At 59.0% G+C, this 18,258-nt stretch carries 14 protein-coding genes and 1 pseudogene; 7 read left to right on the top strand and 8 right to left on the bottom strand.

The annotated features are described in order from the left end of the window. Positions 1-10: 10 nt before the first annotated feature. The gene (locus AU182_RS08955; RefSeq protein WP_066963896.1) at positions 11-934 is read right to left on the bottom strand and encodes a lipid kinase; all 924 of its coding nucleotides are present in this window, start codon (positions 932-934) and stop codon (positions 11-13) included. A 33-nt stretch (positions 935-967) separates the two neighbouring features. Beyond that, positions 968-1,429, bottom strand: coding sequence for a DUF1289 domain-containing protein (locus tag AU182_RS08950; RefSeq protein ID WP_066963893.1), 462 nt, complete (start codon positions 1,427-1,429; stop codon positions 968-970). A gap of 382 nt (positions 1,430-1,811) precedes the next feature. Between AU182_RS08950 and acnB the strand changes: the two genes are divergently transcribed. The 3 genes from acnB to AU182_RS08935 all read left to right on the top strand — a co-directional run bounded on the left by acnB (position 1,812) and on the right by AU182_RS08935 (position 5,410). Then, entirely contained in the window at positions 1,812-4,427 is a 2,616-nt protein-coding gene (gene acnB, locus AU182_RS08945; RefSeq protein WP_193754318.1) for a bifunctional aconitate hydratase 2/2-methylisocitrate dehydratase, read from the top strand. An 84-nt stretch (positions 4,428-4,511) separates the two neighbouring features. After that, the gene (locus AU182_RS08940) at positions 4,512-4,943 is read left to right on the top strand and encodes a hypothetical protein (protein WP_153039194.1); all 432 of its coding nucleotides are present in this window, start codon (positions 4,512-4,514) and stop codon (positions 4,941-4,943) included. Next, positions 4,940-5,410, top strand: coding sequence for a hypothetical protein (locus AU182_RS08935; RefSeq protein WP_066963884.1), 471 nt, complete (start codon positions 4,940-4,942; stop codon positions 5,408-5,410). The genes AU182_RS08940 and AU182_RS08935 overlap by 4 nt, the downstream gene beginning before the upstream one ends. Positions 5,411-5,471: 61 nt before the next feature. Here AU182_RS08935 and AU182_RS08930 read toward each other — a convergent pair whose 3' ends face one another. After that, positions 5,472-6,041 carry a hypothetical protein gene (locus tag AU182_RS08930; protein ID WP_066963881.1) on the bottom strand — a complete coding sequence of 190 codons (570 nt, stop codon included), beginning with the start codon at positions 6,039-6,041 and terminating at the stop codon, positions 5,472-5,474. 229 nt (positions 6,042-6,270) lie between these two features. Between AU182_RS08930 and AU182_RS16915 the strand changes: the two genes are divergently transcribed. Beyond that, positions 6,271-6,438 (top strand): DUF72 domain-containing protein, encoded by a 168-nt coding sequence (locus tag AU182_RS16915; RefSeq protein WP_227718307.1) that lies wholly within the window; start codon positions 6,271-6,273, stop codon positions 6,436-6,438. Here the strand turns inward: AU182_RS16915 and AU182_RS08925 are convergent. After that, the gene (locus AU182_RS08925) at positions 6,426-7,535 is read right to left on the bottom strand and encodes a MipA/OmpV family protein (protein WP_066963877.1); all 1,110 of its coding nucleotides are present in this window, start codon (positions 7,533-7,535) and stop codon (positions 6,426-6,428) included. The two genes, AU182_RS16915 and AU182_RS08925, sit on opposite strands and share 13 nt — an antisense overlap. Before the next feature lie 153 nt (positions 7,536-7,688). Continuing rightward, the gene (gene katG, locus AU182_RS08920; protein ID WP_066963874.1) at positions 7,689-9,929 is read right to left on the bottom strand and encodes a catalase/peroxidase HPI; all 2,241 of its coding nucleotides are present in this window, start codon (positions 9,927-9,929) and stop codon (positions 7,689-7,691) included. A 280-nt stretch (positions 9,930-10,209) separates the two neighbouring features. On the opposite strand from katG, the gene AU182_RS08915 reads away from it, so the two are divergent. The 3 genes from AU182_RS08915 to AU182_RS08905 are packed head-to-tail and all read left to right on the top strand — an operon-like array spanning position 10,210 to position 15,097. Further along, positions 10,210-11,334, top strand: coding sequence for an efflux RND transporter periplasmic adaptor subunit (locus AU182_RS08915; protein ID WP_066963871.1), 1,125 nt, complete (start codon positions 10,210-10,212; stop codon positions 11,332-11,334). Continuing rightward, on the top strand, positions 11,334-14,495 hold the full coding sequence (locus tag AU182_RS08910; RefSeq protein ID WP_066963869.1) for an efflux RND transporter permease subunit: 3,162 nt from the start codon (positions 11,334-11,336) through the stop codon (positions 14,493-14,495). The genes AU182_RS08915 and AU182_RS08910 overlap by 1 nt, the downstream gene beginning before the upstream one ends. Next, positions 14,492-15,097, top strand: coding sequence for an exopolysaccharide biosynthesis protein (locus AU182_RS08905; RefSeq protein WP_227718199.1), 606 nt, complete (start codon positions 14,492-14,494; stop codon positions 15,095-15,097). Before AU182_RS08910 ends, AU182_RS08905 begins: the two co-directional genes overlap by 4 nt. A gap of 27 nt (positions 15,098-15,124) precedes the next feature. On the opposite strand, the gene AU182_RS08900 is transcribed toward AU182_RS08905, so the two are convergent. From AU182_RS08900 to AU182_RS08895, 3 genes and pseudogenes are all read right to left on the bottom strand, one after another. Next, complete coding sequence (locus tag AU182_RS08900) at positions 15,125-16,441, bottom strand: mechanosensitive ion channel family protein (protein ID WP_066963866.1); 1,317 nt, start codon at positions 16,439-16,441, stop codon at positions 15,125-15,127. Between the two features lie 193 nt (positions 16,442-16,634). Then, the gene (locus tag AU182_RS16745) at positions 16,635-16,910 is read right to left on the bottom strand and encodes a cation:proton antiporter regulatory subunit (RefSeq protein ID WP_369802083.1); all 276 of its coding nucleotides are present in this window, start codon (positions 16,908-16,910) and stop codon (positions 16,635-16,637) included. A gap of 15 nt (positions 16,911-16,925) precedes the next feature. Then, a pseudogene (locus tag AU182_RS08895) lies at positions 16,926-17,849 on the bottom strand (RimK family alpha-L-glutamate ligase); the annotation flags it as partial. Positions 17,850-18,258 lie beyond the last annotated feature (409 nt).

Raw genomic sequence — 18,258 nt, 5'->3', positions numbered from 1 at the left:
AACTCCCCCTTCAAATCCTTTTCTTTTCCACTAAAGGCGACTGCTTGGGAACCAGCATTTCCAGGGCCGCGGGCTTCACGGAAAAACTGGCCGGCGTTTTGGTGACAGGTTCACCATCGGCATGAATTTCCATCTCGGCAGGCTCTGTCTGCACGTAAAGCTCGTGCGCCGATACGGAAAACGTGCGTTTTGCGAGATCATGTCGCCCGCCACGCAGCAGCGGCGCGAGCGTAAACAGCTCCCACAGAGTCTGCGGTCGCAGACTGTATATATGTAGCAGAGCATCATCGATACGCGCATGCTGATCAACCACATTCCCGCCGCCGTAGAAACGACCGTTCCCCACGGCCAACTGGATAGATCGCATGGCGTGCTCGGTGCCATCCACCCGAATCCGCAGCTTGAAGTGGCGATGCCGCGACAGCGCTGCGGCAAATGCCTTTAAATAACTGAACACGCCCCACCGCTGCTTGACCTCCGGCGTCAGTTCTTCCGTTACCTTGACACCCAATCCGAGGTTCGCCACGTTGAAGAAGTGATGTCCGTTGACGACGCCAAGGTCCACCCGCGCTGCAACCCCATCAGCGATGACGTCGAATGCCTGCTCGAGGTTGTCGATGCCCAGTGAGCGGGCCAGGTCGTTGGCGGTACCCAGCGGTAGAATGGCGGCCGGCAACCCGCTTTCCAGAAGCGCAGGAATACAGGAGCTCACGGTACCGTCGCCACCGCCGATGACCACCAGGTCGACATCCTCATGTCGCTCAGTGATCGCGCTACACGACTGCTCCGGAGAGTCAGAATCTACCCGCAGCAGCTCGAGGCCGGACGCCTTGAGGCGCGCGCAGCCCGCCTCAAGGTCGGCTTGTCCGCCCTGACGGCTTCCCGGGTTCAGGATCAGTAAAGCCCGGCGCTGATTGCCAGTTGCACGGCTGATAGCGTTATTCCCTGTGGTAATTGTTCCCGCGCATCACGCGCGCTGCAGTCCGGGCGCGACAAACCGCTGGTAATAGGCCAGCGACAGTGCGTAGAAATCTTCATCGATACGACGCCGCAGTTCCACCAGCGATGCACCCCGTGCCGCCGGTGTTGGGCGCAATCCATAGTGCGCGAGATCGGCAATCTGGCTTGCCCCTGCGCGCAGCAGTTCAAACACCCAGCAATAGGGGTTCTGATCTTCATTGAAACGAATTTGCTGATGCCGCATCTGGGTCAAGAGCAGGTCTGGGTCCACAATCTCAAGCTGGCTGCGCACCGCATTGGCAAGATACCCGTCACGGCGTTCGGCGATGATGCGCCGCTGCTCCTCGGAATACGCATTCCAGTCAATCACTTCGTGGGCGAAGCGCTTGCATCCACGACATACATTGTCACCAATACCGGTGGAGCACACACCGATGCAGGGCGTGCGTACTTTTTTGTAAATCGCCATGCAGCGAAAACACCTCGTCGACCAAACAGACTAATAAAACGTGTGAAAAGCGGTGGCACAGAATAGCATTTTGCGTGCCGCGTTTCGTCATCGGAATGTCGTCGCTGCGTCATTCACACGATGGATATTAGATGCGACAAATGCGATTGATTCCCACTATTGGGACGGGCAAAATACGACCTTTATTGATGCGATGAATGCTCACAATTTGCGTAAGTTATTGATTTTTCAACGAACTTAACAGGGTTATCGATTTTATTGTAGAATTCGGCACCCGTTTCCAGCGGCAACCGATGTAATTCCCGAGTCCGGCCGACACACGACCGCCGGATTCCTAAAAAAACGCTGTTGGTTTTACCCCACACACAAGAGGGACATTTCCGTGCTTGAAGCCTATCGCAAACACGTCGCCGAGCGCGCCGAACAAGGTATCCCACCCAAGCCCCTGAATGCTGAGCAGGTTGCTGGCCTGGTCGAGCTGCTGAAAAATCCGCCCGCGGGTGAAGAACAGGAGCTGCTGGAGCTGATCACCAATCGCGTTCCGCCAGGCGTGGACGAAGCGGCTTACGTCAAAGCCGGCTTCCTCACCGCTATCGTCAAAGGCGAAGCCGAGTCCCCGCTGATCGACAAAGAACACGCCACCAAACTGCTGGGCATGATGCTGGGCGGCTACAACATCGCCACCCTGGTCGACCTGCTGGACGACAAAGACCTGGCCAAGCTGGCCGGCGAGCAGCTGAAAGGCACTCTGCTGATGTTCGACGCCTTCCACGACGTGGAAGAAAAAGCGAAAGCCGGCAACGAAGTGGCCAAGGACGTAATCAACTCCTGGGCCGAAGGCGAGTGGTTCACCAAGCGCAACAAGGTGCCGGAAAGCATCAAGGTTGCGGTCTTCAAGGTCACCGGCGAAACCAACACCGACGACCTGTCCCCGGCCCCGGACGCCTGGTCCCGCCCGGACATCCCCCTGCACGCGCGCGCCATGTACAAAATGACCCGCGATGGTCTCACGCCTGAAGAGCACGGCGTTACCGGCCCGATGCAGCAGATTGAGGAAATCCAGTCCAAAGGCCTGCCCGTTGCCTTCGTGGGTGACGTTGTGGGTACCGGTTCTTCCCGTAAGTCCGCCACCAACTCCGTACTGTGGTTCTTCGGCGACGAACTGCCGGGCGTACCCAACAAGAAAGGCGGCGGCATCTGTATCGGCGGTAAAGTAGCCCCGATCTTCTACAACACCATGGAAGACGCCGGCGCACTGGTGTTCGAAGCACCGGTAGACGACCTGAACATGGGCGACGTGATCGAGATCCGTCCCTACGAAGGCAAGATTCTGTCGGAAGACGGCAAAGTGCTGTCCGAGTTCGAACTGAAGTCCGACGTACTGCTGGACGAAGTGCAGGCCGGCGGCCGTATCAACCTGATCGTTGGTCGTGGCCTCACCACCAAAGCCCGCGAATCCCTCGGTCTTGGCGCTTCCGACCTGTTCCGCCTGCCAGAGCAGCCGAACGACACGGGCAAGGGTTTCACCCTGGCCCAGAAAATGGTCGGCAAGGCCTGCGGTGTTGAAGGTATCCGCCCGGGCACCTACTGCGAGCCGAAGATGACCACCGTTGGCTCCCAGGACACCACTGGCCCGATGACCCGCGACGAGCTGAAAGACCTGGCGTGCCTCGGCTTCCAGGCCGACCTCACCATGCAGTCGTTCTGTCACACCGCGGCTTACCCCAAGCCCGTGGACATCGACACCCAACACACCCTGCCGGACTTCATCATGAACCGCGGCGGTGTTTCCCTGCGCCCGGGTGACGGCATCATCCACAGCTGGCTGAACCGCATGCTGCTGCCGGATACCGTGGGTACCGGTGGTGACTCCCACACCCGCTTCCCGATGGGCATTTCCTTCCCGGCGGGCTCCGGCCTGGTGGCGTTCGCCGCCGCTACCGGCGTTATGCCGCTCGACATGCCGGAATCCGTACTGGTGCGCTTCAAGGGCGAAATGCAGCCGGGCATCACCCTGCGCGACCTGGTACATGCGATCCCTTACTACGCGATCCAGGAAGGCCTGCTGACCGTCGAGAAAAAAGGCAAGAAGAACATCTTCTCCGGCCGCATCCTCGAGATCGAAGGTCTGGACAACCTGACCGTCGAGCAGGCGTTCGAACTGTCTGACGCCTCTGCAGAGCGCTCCGCCGCTGGCTGTACCATCAAGCTGCCGGAAGACGCCATTGCCGAATACCTGCGTTCCAACATCACCCTGCTGCGCTGGATGATTGCCGAAGGCTACGGCGACAGGCGCACCCTGGAGCGTCGCGCACGCGCCATGGAAGCCTGGCTGGAAAAACCGGAACTGATGAGTGCCGACGCCGACGCCGAGTACTCTGCAGTAATCGAAATCGACCTGGCGGAAATCAAAGAGCCGATCGTGTGCTGCCCGAACGACCCGGACGACGCCAAGCTGCTGTCTGACGTGGCCGGCGATAAGGTAGACGAAGTATTTATCGGCTCCTGTATGACCAACATCGGTCACTTCCGCGCCGCCGGTAAGCTGCTGCAACAGCACAAAGGTGGCATCTCCACCCGCATGTGGATCTCGCCACCCACCAAGATGGACGAGCACCAGCTGATGGAAGAAGGCTACTACAACATCTACGGCGCAGCCGGTGCCCGCACCGAAATGCCGGGATGCTCTCTGTGCATGGGTAACCAGGCACGCGTAGCCCCCAACAGCACCGTACTGTCCACCTCTACCCGCAACTTCCCGAACCGCCTGGGTGACGGTGCCAACGTGTACCTGACCTCCGCGGAACTGGCTTCTGTGGGTGCAATTCTGGGCAAACTGCCGACCCCGGCGGAATACCAGGAATACGCCCAGAACCTGAACTCCATGTCTGCGGAAATCTACCGCTACCTGAACTTCGACCAGATTGAGGAATTCCAGAAATCTGCCGAAGAAGGTAAGCGCATTGCCGCGACCGAGATTCAGGATGTTGTTGTTTAAGTGACAGGCTGAGCTTCAGGAAGCCCCGCTCGCGAGAGTGGGGCTTTTTTTTGCCAAACGAGATTCCAGTCGAATGGAGGTGCTATGAAATTAAACTGGGAGATAGACAAAGATCGGGCGCTCACTGGAGCCTCGATGCAGAATGAAAGTGAACACAACATTCACCATTCAACTATTGTTGGTGCCTCGGAGCAGGACATCCAGCTCGCTATTGATGCAAGCGTTGAAAAAGCCTGCGATCTCCTGGATAACAACATTCAGGACGATTCCCGATACCTGCTGTTCGGCTGGAACAGCGAGGCATCAATACTGACCATCGTGGTCACCGACGACGACAAACGGCACGATTCCCGTGATGTGGTGCAGTGTCATTTTGTCAGCGGTGATCAGCAGCCGGACCCCGAAGACATCCAGTTTTGGATCAAGGACTACCTGACGACCTGCGCACCGTTCTTACGCTACTCCCTGATCGCGGCCTTCCATCTGGGATCCCGAGCAAGCTGCACGCTACTGTGAAAGAGCCAGACTATCTGGGGCCACCCCGACCGGCACTCATCCTCTATCTTCCCCACCGCCCCCAAGGCCTGGATGAACTGATCGCTGCGCCGGATGCCCAACAGTTAATGGAAAACAATTCCAATCACTGGCGGAAAATCATGACCTTGCTGGCGAAGGTTGCCAGCCCGCAGGCGGAGTGGCGCAGTTTCAGGGACGATGCGCTGTTTGCCCATACCGCGCTGTGCTTTGCGCCGCGCCTCGAGGATGCGCCAGGGTGGCACTGGATAGGAGGTAAGGAGAACCTGCAGCGCTTTACAATCGAAGACCTGAATGCAAAGGCTTTGAAGGGTGCGCCAGAAGTTGCTCTGGACATTGAGAAGCGTGTGCTGCTGACCCCCTACCCCGACTACCGCCAGCTCAGTAATGCGACCGTAGCCGAGATTCGCACAGCGCTGGAGCGCGCGGGTTTCTATAGCGGGAACTAGGGACGGCCCGCTAAAACCGTCCCGGTGCGCCGCGAGAGTACCTCAAGACCTCCGCTTCACCTCAGCGACGAGAAAGCGTCGATCCCCGGGCATCGAGCCCTGCCAGAATCGCCTTCATCTCGTCCGCTTCTTCCTGCGCCTTCTTGGCTTTCGCCGCTGCAATCCTCGCCTTTTCCGCTTCGATGCCGGCCTTGATGGCTCGCTCTTTCGCGGCGCTGCCGGTACGCCCGATCGCCAGCTTTTCCTTTACCGGCTTGGCCGGTTTCTTGTTGGCCGCGGCACCGGCTGCCGGCTTTACGCGGGTCACGCGGGTTTTTGCCTTGGGTGCCAGCGCGGACTTGGTGGTTCCCGGCTTCACCGTCTTGATACCAATGAGACTTTTTGCATTGAACGAGTCAAGTGCCTCTTCCACCATTTCCTGTAATTCCAGGCGGTCTTCCGCCACGGCAAACAGGCTCGGGGTGAAAGCGCTGGCACCAAACTTCTTGAGTTCATCGTAAAACGGATGATCGATCCCCAATGCAAGTGCGGCCTGGATTTGCTCGAAACGGGCTTCCGGGGATACCCCTTCACGCGCCGTGCCAACCCATACCTGGTCCGTATCTTCATTTGTCAGGGTGAAAACGATCATAGAACTTCAGTCAACCTCTTCTTGCTCCGGATGGTGGATCGACGGCCTGAGCCCGATTGCCGACCCACCGAAAGGCCGCGCATTCTAATGATTTAAAAGTAAAAGTGCAGACTTGACTTGAGGATCAAGCCGATTACCTTCGCGCGGAGAGATTTGTCACTGAAATGTCATGCATCTGCCCTATTTCCTCGGTTGCCCAAAGTGGTAGCACCCGGCGCGCTCTACACCACTGCAACGCTACAGTCAGATGCTGAACTGGGTGGAGGGCAACACCACGTTCTACGAAACCCCGCCGCAAGCGCAATGCGCTGCCGCTCAACGAAAAACAGCCCCGAATAGGGGCTGTTTTTTCACGCTGGAGCGCGGACGATCAGAGGGTAGTGATCAAAAGGTATAGGTAATCGCGGCAAAGCCCTTGAGCACGTAGTCATCGTCCACGATGGGGCTGTCCGCGATGTCGTCCCCCAGGTACTCGGCGTTGATATCGATCACCAGGCGCCAGTGCTCGGTGATCTCCAGCATACCGCCAATGCCGCCTTCGAGGGTAACCGTGCTGCCTACGTCATAGGCGGGGCGACCGACGATAGCCGCCCACTGTGGTACGCCAAAGTCGTAGTTGGCCAGGTCACTGCTGAGCCAATTCACACCAAGGGACGGCCCCCAACTGATATTTCCGTTCTGGAAGCCTTTTGACACGCGCAGGGCCGCGGTACCGCCGCCAAAGCGATCGAGCACATCGTGCTGATAGCGGAAGTCCACATCGATCTGGTTGGGGCCGTCATATACCAGCCCCACTCCGGCCATCAGGGTGTTGTCCCTATCGCCGAGTCCGACCAGAATCGGGCTGTCGTCCTCTTCATAGGCACCGATGCGATAGGTCGCGTTGACCGCAAAGCGGAATTTGTCGCTGCCCCAGAGACCATAACGGAGACTCGGGCCCACCCACTGCAGGCGCTCACCGAAATAGGTGATGGCCGGAATCACCTGAGCGACGGTGGCATCAGAACCAACATAGGGGCTGCTGCGAGCAATCACCCCCAGGCCGACACCCCATTGGCCAGACTCACCCAGCACCTGGTACAGCTCGACATCAATACTGCTCACCTCACCTTCGGCAAGGTAAAAGCTGGCGCGCTGGAAACTGGGTGGCCCCTTGGGGCGATAGCCATTGGAGAGCGCGATGGGCTCTTTGGGTATACCGATAAACGTCCGGTCGAGCGCCTGATCGTTATTTTGATCGGCATACACCAGTAGCGCAATTGCGCCCGGGGCCACGCGAGTCAGTCGGTAAACACCCTCCGGGTTGACCGGCATCCGGAATTCTTTACGGGGGCTGCGGAAGTCACCAAATGCATCGGGATCATCGTAAATCTGGAATACCAGAGTGCCTTCGCTCGGTGGATTGGCAACGCGCACCTGGAGCTCGGCGCTGCTGGCAGTGCCGACAAAACACAACGCACAAATAAAACACAATCCGGCAATCAGTTTTTTCATGGGGGATTTCACGTCCGATCGGAAGTTCAAGTAAGTCATACGTAACAGCAACCTCACCAGATCATCACCCCAAACACAACAACAGGCGGCCAATTGGCCACCTGCGTTGGAACGGGTATCCCGTAATTATCGTGAACCGATACCTACCGGGGCTTAATCGAACCGATCGAGATTCATCACCTTCGACCATGCTGCCACGAAATCGTTGACGAATGCCTGACTGGCGTCCTCCATGGCATAGTACTCGGCAACCGCACGCAACTCGGAATTTGAACCAAAAATCAGGTCCACCGGTGTGGCTGTCCACTTCACTTTACCGGTCTTGCGGTCTTTGCCTTCGTAAACACCATCACCCGAAGACGATTTGGACCATTCATTATCCATGCTGAGCAGATTGACAAAGAAGTCATTAGTCAGCGTGCCAGGTTTATCGGTGAATACCCCGTGCTTTGAATTACCCGCGTTCGCTCCGAGCACCCGCATGCCGCCAAGCAGTACCGTCATTTCCGGCACGGTCAGGGTCAGCAGGTCCGCGCGGTCCACCAGCATTTCCGTCGGAGGCACAGAGTTCCCTTTGCCGTAATAATTCCTGAAACCATCCGCCATCGGCTCCAGCCAGCTAAAGGACTCGACATCGGTCATTTCCTCCGTGGCATCGGAGCGCCCCGGCTTGAACGGCACATGAATGTTGTGCCCTGCCTTCTTCGCCGCCTCCGCGATCGCGGCATTACCAGCCAGCACAATGGTATCGGCCAGTGACACCTGCTTACCGCCGGATAGGGATTTGTTGAACGATTGCTGGATAGATTCCAGCTTGCCCAGCACCTTGCTCAATTCCTGAGGGTCGTTCACCGGCCAGTCTTTCTGCGGTGCCAGCCGAATACGCGCACCATTGGCGCCGCCGCGCATATCCGAACCGCGGAAGGTGGAGGCCGAGGCCCACGCGGTGCGTACCAGTTGGGGAATCGTCAGCCCGGATGCCAGAATCTGCTCTTTAAGCTTGAGGATGTCGCGCTCGTCGATGGGCTGGTAATCCGGTTTGGGTAGCGGATCCTGCCAGAGCAGGTCTTCTTTGGGCACTTCTGGTCCGAGATAGCGCGCTTTCGGCCCCAGATCCCGGTGCGTCAGCTTGAACCAGGCGCGCGCGAAGGCGTCTTCCAGTTGTTGCGGATTCTTGTGAAATCGCTCGGAGATTTTCCGGTAGGCGGGATCTTCCCTCAGGCTGAGATCCGTGGTGAGCATGATCGGCGGATGGCGCTTATCTTTGAGGTGCGCGTCCGGCACCATATTGGCCGCATCCGGGTCTGTGGGGATCCACACTGTGCCGCCGCCCGGTGACTTGGTCTTTTTCCACTCGAACTTGAACAGGTTGTCCAGGTAATTGTGGCTCCACTTCATCGGGGTAATTGTCCAGGCGCCCTCCAGGCCGCTGGTGCCGGTGTCTTCGGCATTGCCCTTGCCGCACTTGTTTTTCCAGCCAAACCCCTGCTGCTCAATCGACGCCGCCGCGGGTTCTTTGCCGATACAGTCCGCCTTTACCGCACCGTGTACTTTGCCAAATGCGTGACCGCCGGCGATCAGTGCCACCGTTTCCTCGTCATTCATGGCCATGCGCCCGAATGAGAGTCGAATTCTCTCCGCCGCTGATTTCGGGTCCAGATTCCCGCCGGGACCCTCCGGGTTCACATATATCAAACCCATCGTCGTGGCGGCCAGATTGCGGTCTGCGAGCTTCTTGCCCTTGAAGCGCTTTTCGTGGTCCAGCATCTGGGTTTCCGGCCCCCAGTACACCAGCTCCGGCTCCCAGTCGTCCACACGGCCGCCGGCGAAGCCGAACGTCTTGAACCCCATGGATTCCAGCGCCACATTACCGGTCAGGATCATCAGGTCTGCCCAGGAGAGCGCATTGCCGTATTTCTGTTTCACCGGCCAGAGTAGCCGCCGGGCTTTATCCAGATTGGCGTTATCCGGCCAGCTGTTGAGCGGGTCAAAGCGCTGCTGACCACCGCCGGCACCACCGCGACCATCGCCCACCCGGTAAGTGCCCGCGGAGTGCCACGCCATACGGATCATCAGCGGACCGTAATGGCCGTAATCCGCAGGCCACCAGTCCTGGGAGGTGGTCAGCGTCTTCTCAATGTCTTTCTTGACCGCATTCAGGTCCAGACTGTTGAACGCCTTGGCGTAATCAAAATCGTCCGCCAAAGGGCTGGAGGATGGTCCATGGTCGCGTAACGGCGAAAGATCCAGCTGATCCGGCCACCAGAAACTGTTGGGTTTGGGCTCGCCCGGTGCCGGCGCTTCCTGCGCCTGCGCCTGTAGAGAGATACTGGCGGACAGTGTCGCCACCGTCATTGCAATGGCCGTACACAGTGTTGTGGCTTTTTTAAGCATGTCACTGCCTCCTGAGAAGTTGCTCGCGGTTCTGTTCTTTCTATTGCTGGGTTTGAATATAGGCACTCGTACAAGGTGTATGGCCAGAATTAAATGCATTCCACGCCAACCATCGGAGAATCCCAGAAAATTTCGCGTAGCCCAGCAAGGCGACCGGCACCACCCATAGCGCCAACCAATGGCACTTATTGGTTTTGCTGATTGTCCAGCGGCGACTACCGACAAAGCCTGAGTAGAGGATTACTACACTAGCGAGAGCCACTTTTTTAATTTCCCACCTATGCAGTCAGTCAGCGCCCTGATAACCGCCCTGATCCTCGGCCTCGGTACAGTTTCTGCCGTTTCGGCCGAAGACACGAAGAACGCCACCCCCATTGCCGTTGAGGCGGTGGTCGCGCGCGCGCAGCCGTTGATTGAGGAAGTTCCGGTCACCGGCAGTATTACCCCCCTGCGACAGGCCCTGCTCTCCGCGGAGGTCGCCGGGTTGATCCGGGATATTCATGCGGATATTGGCGACCGGGTAAAAAAAGGCGACCTGTTGCTGACCCTCGATCAAGAGCTGGGCAGCATCCAGCGGGACGCTGCCCTGGCGGAAGTTGCCAAGGCGCGGGAGTTACTGGCCGATAGCCGACGCCGCCTTGCAGAGCTGCAGCAACTTGTGGGCAAAAATCACGTGGCGGAAACCGAAGTGGAAAGCCTTGGTTCTGAAGTGCGCGAACGCAGCGCGCAGCTACAGGCGGCCCAGGTGGAAACCGAACGCCTGAGCGCCGTGCTGCGGCGGCATCAGGTAGCGGCGCCCTTTTCCGGTACCGTCAGCCTGCGTAAAGTGGATATGGGTGAATGGGTAGAGCCCGGCACGGCGCTGTTTGAGCTGGTGGATACGCATTCCCTGCGTGCGGACTTCCGGGTACCGCAACGCTACTTTGCCCGCATCCAGCCGCAGACAGCGATCCAGGTTAAGCTCGACAGCGGCAAAACCTTCAATGCTCAGGTGGAGCACAAGGTTCCCGTGAGCCGCAGTGGCAGCCGCACCTTCCTGCTGCGCACTACTATCGACACCAAGCAGCAGAATCTGGAACTGATCCCCGGTATGTCAGCCTCTGCGATACTGCAGCTCAAAAACGAGCAGCAGGGTGTCGCTGTGCCGCGAGATGCGGTACTGCGTTACCCCGATGGGCGCATCACCGTTTGGGTAGCGGCACCTGGCAGCCAGTGGGGCGCGGTTACCACGGTCAAGGAGCAGCCGGTGACGGTTGGGCTCAGCTTCAACGGCCTAATCGAGATCAAAACCGGCTTACAGGCGGGGGCGCGGGTCATCGTGCGCGGCAACGAAAGCCTGCAGACCGGGCAACAGGTCCTGCTCAAGCGCGCCCCCAATAAAACGCCGGAAACTGGTGGCCCTTGATGTTCGAGCAGATCATCAAGCATGGCATTCTGGTCACGGTCACGGTGCTGATCATTGCCATCCTTGGTGTGGTGGCCGCGTTGCGCATTCCGGTGCAGATGATCCCGGACCTCGAAGTGCGCACCATTTCCATCCGCACCAGCTGGCCCGGGGCCACACCGCAGGATATCGAAAAGGAAATCCTCATCGAGCAGGAAGAGTACCTGCGCAATATCCCGTATTTGCAGGAGCTGCAGTCCACCGCAGACCTTGGCTCCGCGTCCATCGAGCTGGAATTCCCGTTCGGCGTGGACATTCTCGAAACTCAGATTCGCGTCAACAACGCCCTCACCCAGGTGCCCTCTTACCCGGAGAATGTGGATGAGCCCCGAGTCTATGCCACCTCCTTTTCCTCCAACGCCTTCATGTACTTCCGCGTGGCGCCCCTGCCCGGTAACCCGCGCGGGTTGGATATGGACATGCTGCGGGATTACGTGGAGGACAATGTGCGCCCGCGCATGTCAGGCGTACCGGGCGTGGCTCAGGTGGATGTGCGCGGCGGCGCAGAGCGGCAGATTCAGATACGACTCGACCCCAAGCGGCTGACCGAACGCAATCTCACCCTCACCGACGTGCGCGCTGCAATCCGCGAACGCAACCGGGACATCTCCGGCGGCGAGGTGGAAAGCGGCAAGCGTCGTTATCTGCTGCGCACCCTCGGGCGCTTCAAGGACCTGCAGGAACTGCGCGCGCTGGTCCTGCGCCGCGAGGGTGACAGTATCGTGCGCCTTGGGGATGTGGCGGAGATCCAGCTGGATCATTTCAAGATTCGCCGCCAAGCCTACGTCAACGGGCAGTCGGTGATCTTTCTGTCGGTACGGCGCGAGAGTGGCTCCAATGTCATCGACATCAAGCGCGCCATGCTGCGCGAGGTGGCACAGATCAACCGGGAACAGCTGGAGCCACAGGGCATGCAGCTGGCGCTCACCGCGGATGATGTGGGCTACGTGGAAGCCTCGGTGTTCAATGTGTGGAAGAACCTGGCACTGGGCGCGCTCCTCGCCACTGCCATCATGTATGCCTTTCTGCGCTCGATGCGCGCAACCGCCCTGGGCGTGGTGGGTATCCCCATTTGCACCATTGCCGCGTTTATCGGGCTGATGGTGGCCGGGCGCACCATCAATGTGATTTCCCTCGCCGGGGTCGCCTTCTCCATCGGCATGACTCTGGACAACAGCATTGTGGTGCTGGAGAGCATTGAACTGGAGCGCCGACGCGGCCTGGATCGGCTGCAGGCTGCCATCCGTGGCGTACAGCGCGTGTGGCCGGCGGTACTGGCCTCCACGCTGACCACGGTGATGGTGTTCCTGCCGGTGGTGTTTATTGCGGAGGAAGCCGGGCAGCTTTACTCGGATATCGCCATCGCCATTTCTGCATCCATTCTCGTTTCCATGCTGGTGGCGATTACGGTGATTCCCACCGCCAGCGCGCGGCTCCGTTTTGACGGCGCACGTGAGAAATCGCGTACCGACAAGCTGGAACACAGTCGCATACGCCATAGGGTGATCGACGGCATAAGTTGGCTGATCTCCTCCAACACCAGACGCCTCTACTGCATCGGACTGACCGTAGCCACCAGCCTCGCCATTGTCCTGCTGCTGACACCGCCGGCGGAATACCTGCCCGAGGGTGAAGAGGCGAAGACCTTTGCCAGTATGAACGCGCCCCCCGGGTACAATCTGGCCACCATGCAGGAAATCGGCCTGACGCTACAGGAATATTTCCTGCCGTTTCTGGACATGGATGCGGAAGCCTTCGATAACGGCGAGGCTGAAGTGCCGGCGATGAAATTCTTCATCCTCAGTGTGTCGCCCCAACGCCTGCGGATCATCGCCGAAACCAAGGACCCGCGGCATATCGACGAGCTGATGAGCGCCATTGTGCGCAAGTACGAGCAGTATCCGGGCATGCGCGCCTTTGCCACCCGCGGCTCCATTATCAGCAGTAACGATGGCGGCACCCGCAGTGTGAACCTGGATATTTCCGGTGCCAATCTGGCGGACCTGTATCAGGTGGCCCGCACAGCCTATGACCGCGCGCGGGAAATTTTTGACAATCCCAACATCCAGACTCAGCCGCCCAGCCTGTCGCTGGCACAACCTTTGCTGCAGGTAAAACCGCGATGGGAGCGGGCCGCGGAAGTGGGCATGAGCGCGGAAGATATCGGCTTTGCGGTGGCCGCACTGACCGACGGGACCTTCGTCAATGAATTCTTTCTCGACGACGACAAGATCGACATCTACCTCTACAACCAGCAGGGGCCAGAGGCCACCATAGAAACCCTGGAGCAGATCGTGGTCGCCACCCCCACCGGTGCGGTGCTGCCGCTGTCAGAGCTGGCCACGATTGAGGAAACCGTCGACACCGCCACCGTGCGCCGTATCGATGGTCGTCGCACCGTGAGCCTGAATATCATTCCCCCCCGCTCCGTGGCACTGGAAACCGGTGTGGCCGCGGTGCGCGAGGAACTGGTGCAGCACATGCGCGACAACGGCCAGGTGCCGCTCGGTGTTTCCATGAATATTTCCGGTGCCGCCGACCAACTGGATGCCACCCGCGCGTCGCTCGGCAGCAATTATCTGGTGGCACTGGCCATCATCTACCTGTTGATGGTCGCCATCTTCGCCCACTGGGGGTACCCGCTGCTCATCATGACCACCATTCCCCTGGGCATTGCGGGCGGTATTGCCGGGCTGGCGCTGCTGAATCTGGTGGGCGCAGTGCTGCGCGGCATGGGGTTTGAAGGCCTGCACCAGCCCTTCGACATGATTTCCATGCTGGGCTTTCTGATCCTGATGGGCACAGTGGTCAACAACCCCATCCTCATCATTCACCGGGCCATCAGTAACGTGCGGGACGAAGGCCTGCAAGCAGTGGAGGCGGTTCAGGAAGCCGTGGACTCCCGCCTGCGCCCGATTGCGATCTCTACGCTGACCACCATCTTCGGCCTGGCACCGCTGGTGTTTCTGCCGGGTGCGGGCACCGAACTCTACCGGGGCGTGGGTGTCATCGTGATGGCGGGCATTATCGGCGCTACACTGGTAACCCTCACCATGTTGCCCTCGCTGACCGTGTTCGTGCTGGAGTGGCACCAGCGCCACACCGAGACCAATCCTCAATGAGATCGCAGTACCCGGAAATGCAGGAAGAAATCAGGAACCTGACACAACTGCTGTTTCAGCTGGAGCAAGGAACCCGTGGGCAGGATCGCGTGTCGATCGCGCAGGTGCTTGAGGCATTGGGGCAGCGTTCTTTTGCCCCGCTTTTGCTGGTTGCCGGGCTTATTCTGTTTTCCCCGCTTTCAGGTATCCCCGGCGTACCCACCCTGATGGGGCTTCTGATACTGCTCACCTCGGTACAGATGTTGATGCTGCGGCGCCACCTGTGGCTACCGCAGTGGCTGTTGAGGAAATCCATCGCCGGCCCTCGCTTCCACCGGGCCCTGCAGTGGCTGCAGCGCCCGGCCGCGTTCATCGACCGCTGGCTGCGGCCCCGCCTGCCCGCTCTGGTGCATCGCGTGGGGACTTACCTCACGGCACTACTGTGTACGGCGATCGCAGCGGCGCTGCCGGTGATGGAGCTCCTGCCCTTCTCGGCCACTATCGCCGGGCTGGCATTGACCGCATTCGGGCTGGCGCTGGTTGCCCAGGACGGACTGGTCGCACTGCTCGCCCTGGCCGTGATGGGCTCACTGGCCGGGCTGGCGATGCTGGCTTTGGTCTGAAGGGCGCTGGTTAACAACCCACGAGTATCAGGCGTCCACCGGGACCTTCTTTTCCGGCACACTGACGAGACGCACATCGCGCTGCGGGAATGGAATCTCGATGCCGTGTTTCTGCAGGGTCTCGAGGATCATCAGCAACAGATCACCACCGACCCGGTTGCGTCCGTCATCGATCCCCTCCATCCAGAACTCCACAAACATATTCACCCCGTTATCACCGAAACTGTCGATTTCGCAGTCGGGGCGCTCTTCAAAGGGTACCTTGGGTCCGCTCAAAACTTTCGGATGACTGGCAACGGTTTCCTTGATGATTTCCACCAGCTCGCGGACATTGGTGTTGTAGCCAACCCCGAAGTCCACACGGTAGCGCTGTTTTTTGTTTTTGTGTGTCCAGTTGATAAACGAATTCGATACGAACTTTTCATTGGGCACCACGATGTCTTTGCCATCGAAGGTTTCCAGCGTGGTCGAGCGCATATTGAGCTGCGTGACCAGCCCCTTGCGGCCATCTTCCATCTCGATGTAGTCACCGACGGATACCGAGCGATCGAGGATGATGATGATCCCCGATATGAAATTCGAGGCGATTGTCTGCAGGCCAAAGCCAATACCCACACCAACCGCGCCACCAAACACCGCAAGTGCAGTGAGGTTGATGCCCATCAGCTGCAGAATCAGCACCGCGATAATGACGAACAGGCCAATCTCAAACAGTTTGGCCACGACTTCACGGGTGCGGAAATCCAGGGTTTCCTGCTTGCGGATGATGGTCTGCCCGGTGGAATTGGAGACCCGGCCCAGCCAGAACAACAGCGAGCCAAAGATGGCGGTGCGCACAATGCCATAGGCGGTCAGGCGAATATTCCCCACCTGTATGGCCATTGAGTCCAGCACCTGAACCACGTCATCCAGCACCCCCAAGACATAGAGGAACAGGATCGGCATACCCACCCAAAGAAACAGCTTCGCCACCGTGCCGTTGCGGATCACCGTGCGCACGAACGAGCGGAATAGGAGCACCAGCGCCACCGCCAGCGCAAACTGCACCAGCCAATTGCCGCCACTCACCATCGGGACAAATGCCGCCGCTATTTTCAGCAGTAGAATCGCGAGAAGCGGAAACAGCAACTTCCCGCAGCGAAACAGCAACAGGCGTAAAGGCTGGTTCTCCGGAGACGCCGGCGGGCCTGCCAGCACCGGCAACAATTTCAGAATGCGCTGAGACAGGACCCAGGCGAGCACGTAGACCAGCAGAATGATGACGGCCTGGCTGAACGCCTCCGGCGAAGTGAGTGCGGCCTGCCACTGCGACCACGTGCTTGCTAAATCGAACTCGGTGTCCATTGCTTAAATCCAGATAACTGTCTGTGGATCAGCGCCAGCAATCCACTCGCGTGATCGCGCCGGCCGCCATGGGACTGGCCAGCGCTCCGATTTTACGGGGAGAGTGAAACACAGGCAGCGCCGCCCGGATACCGAACCGTTGGCACAAACAGCCGGCGCCCAGCCGCCTATCCGAACCACCTAGCCCAGTCTGCTAATCCAGCACCTCGGCATCCGACGCGCTATAGGCATCCGCGGGCAGGTCCGCAACCTCTGGCTGACGGCGGCGGCGAGTCTTGACAGGAACCATGCCACGCATGGCTTCCAGCTTGCCAAAGCACAACAGTTTGTCGTTGGGCTCAAGCACTCTCGTGTGCTTGGGGTTTGGAATGATCTTGGCACCCCGGTACAGGGTAAGCACATTGATATCGTGTTCATCCAGCTGCGTCTCGGCAATCGTCTTGCCCACATACCCGGATCCTTCCGGAATATAGATTTCGCTGACACCGTAGCCCCGGCTGACCGTCAGCCGCTGGCGCACATCGATTTCGGGGAAATCCACCTGCGCGGCGATATATTCAATGACCGCACCCGCCACATCGAGGCCGGTGCAGGTCTCAATACCCTCGAGCCCCGGAGAGGAGTTCACTTCGAGAATTTGCGGGCCAGTACTGCCTTCCAGCATATCCACCCCCGCCACCTGCAGCCCCATAATCTGGGTGGCACGCACGGCGGTATCGATATACTCCTGCGGCAGGTCCACGGGCTCCGCAATACCACCGCGGTGCACATTACTGCGAAATTCCTGGCCCTGCGCCACCCGGCGCATGGCCGCCACCACCCGGTCGCCCACCACAAACGCGCGGATATCTTTACCCTTGCTCTCGGCAACGAATTTCTGGATCAGCACATTTTGTTTCTGCGCCTGCAGCAGCTCGATGATGGCTTCCGCCTGTTTGACGGTGTCGGCCAACAGGACGCCGATACCCTGGGTGCCCTCAATCAGTTTGATTACCACCGGCGCCCCGCCGACGCGCTCGATCGCCGGCAGGACGTCTTTTTTGTTGTGCACAAAAGTGGTTCGGGGAATACCGACTTGGTGCCGGCTGAGTAGTTGCAGGCTGCGCAACTTATCGCGGGAGTTGTTGATGCCGTGGGCAGTATTTGCACAAAAGACATCCATCTCCTGAAACTGGCGTACAACCGCCGTGCCGTAATAGGTAATGGAGGCACCGATACGCGGCAATACCGCATCAAAATCGGCAATTTGCTTTTGCCGGTAGTAGAGATCGGGGGCGCCGCGCTCCAGGTCGATGGCGAATTTGATGGTATCCAGCACGCTGACATCGTGACCGCGGTTGACCGCAGCCTCCTTCAAACGACGGGTGCTGTAACAGTTGGGGCCTCGAGAGAGTATGGCGAGTTTCATAAAGCGTTCCTTGGCTACATGGCGAGTAACGTGCGGTAATTTTCCGACGAGCGCGGGTAGACCAGATATTTTTGTTTTCAGTTTGCCAAGTGGCGGAAGCACCACCGAGGCAATCGACGATTGCCCTACTCTATCATTTTTATCTGGTGGGGCTCGCCCTGCGTGAAAACACGCCTGACAAGCGTAGATCAATACCCGCCGAATACAAAAAGAACGCCGCCAGACCTCCGGTGCCCACGACGCCGCTGCCAGTGAACCCGCCCCTCACCCGAACCCGCGCACGCCACAGCTTGCCGCGCACAAAATCTATCCACCCATGGTCACTGATAGCTAGGAGCAATCAACACCATTTAAATCAATAATTTCAATTAAGCATGGCCGCCCAATAGTATTTCCCCCGTACCCGATA

The sequence above is a fragment of the Microbulbifer sp. Q7 genome (assembly GCF_001639145.1).
In the GTDB taxonomy this organism is placed as follows: domain Bacteria; phylum Pseudomonadota; class Gammaproteobacteria; order Pseudomonadales; family Cellvibrionaceae; genus Microbulbifer.
This window is presented reverse-complemented; position numbering and strand designations above follow the sequence as displayed.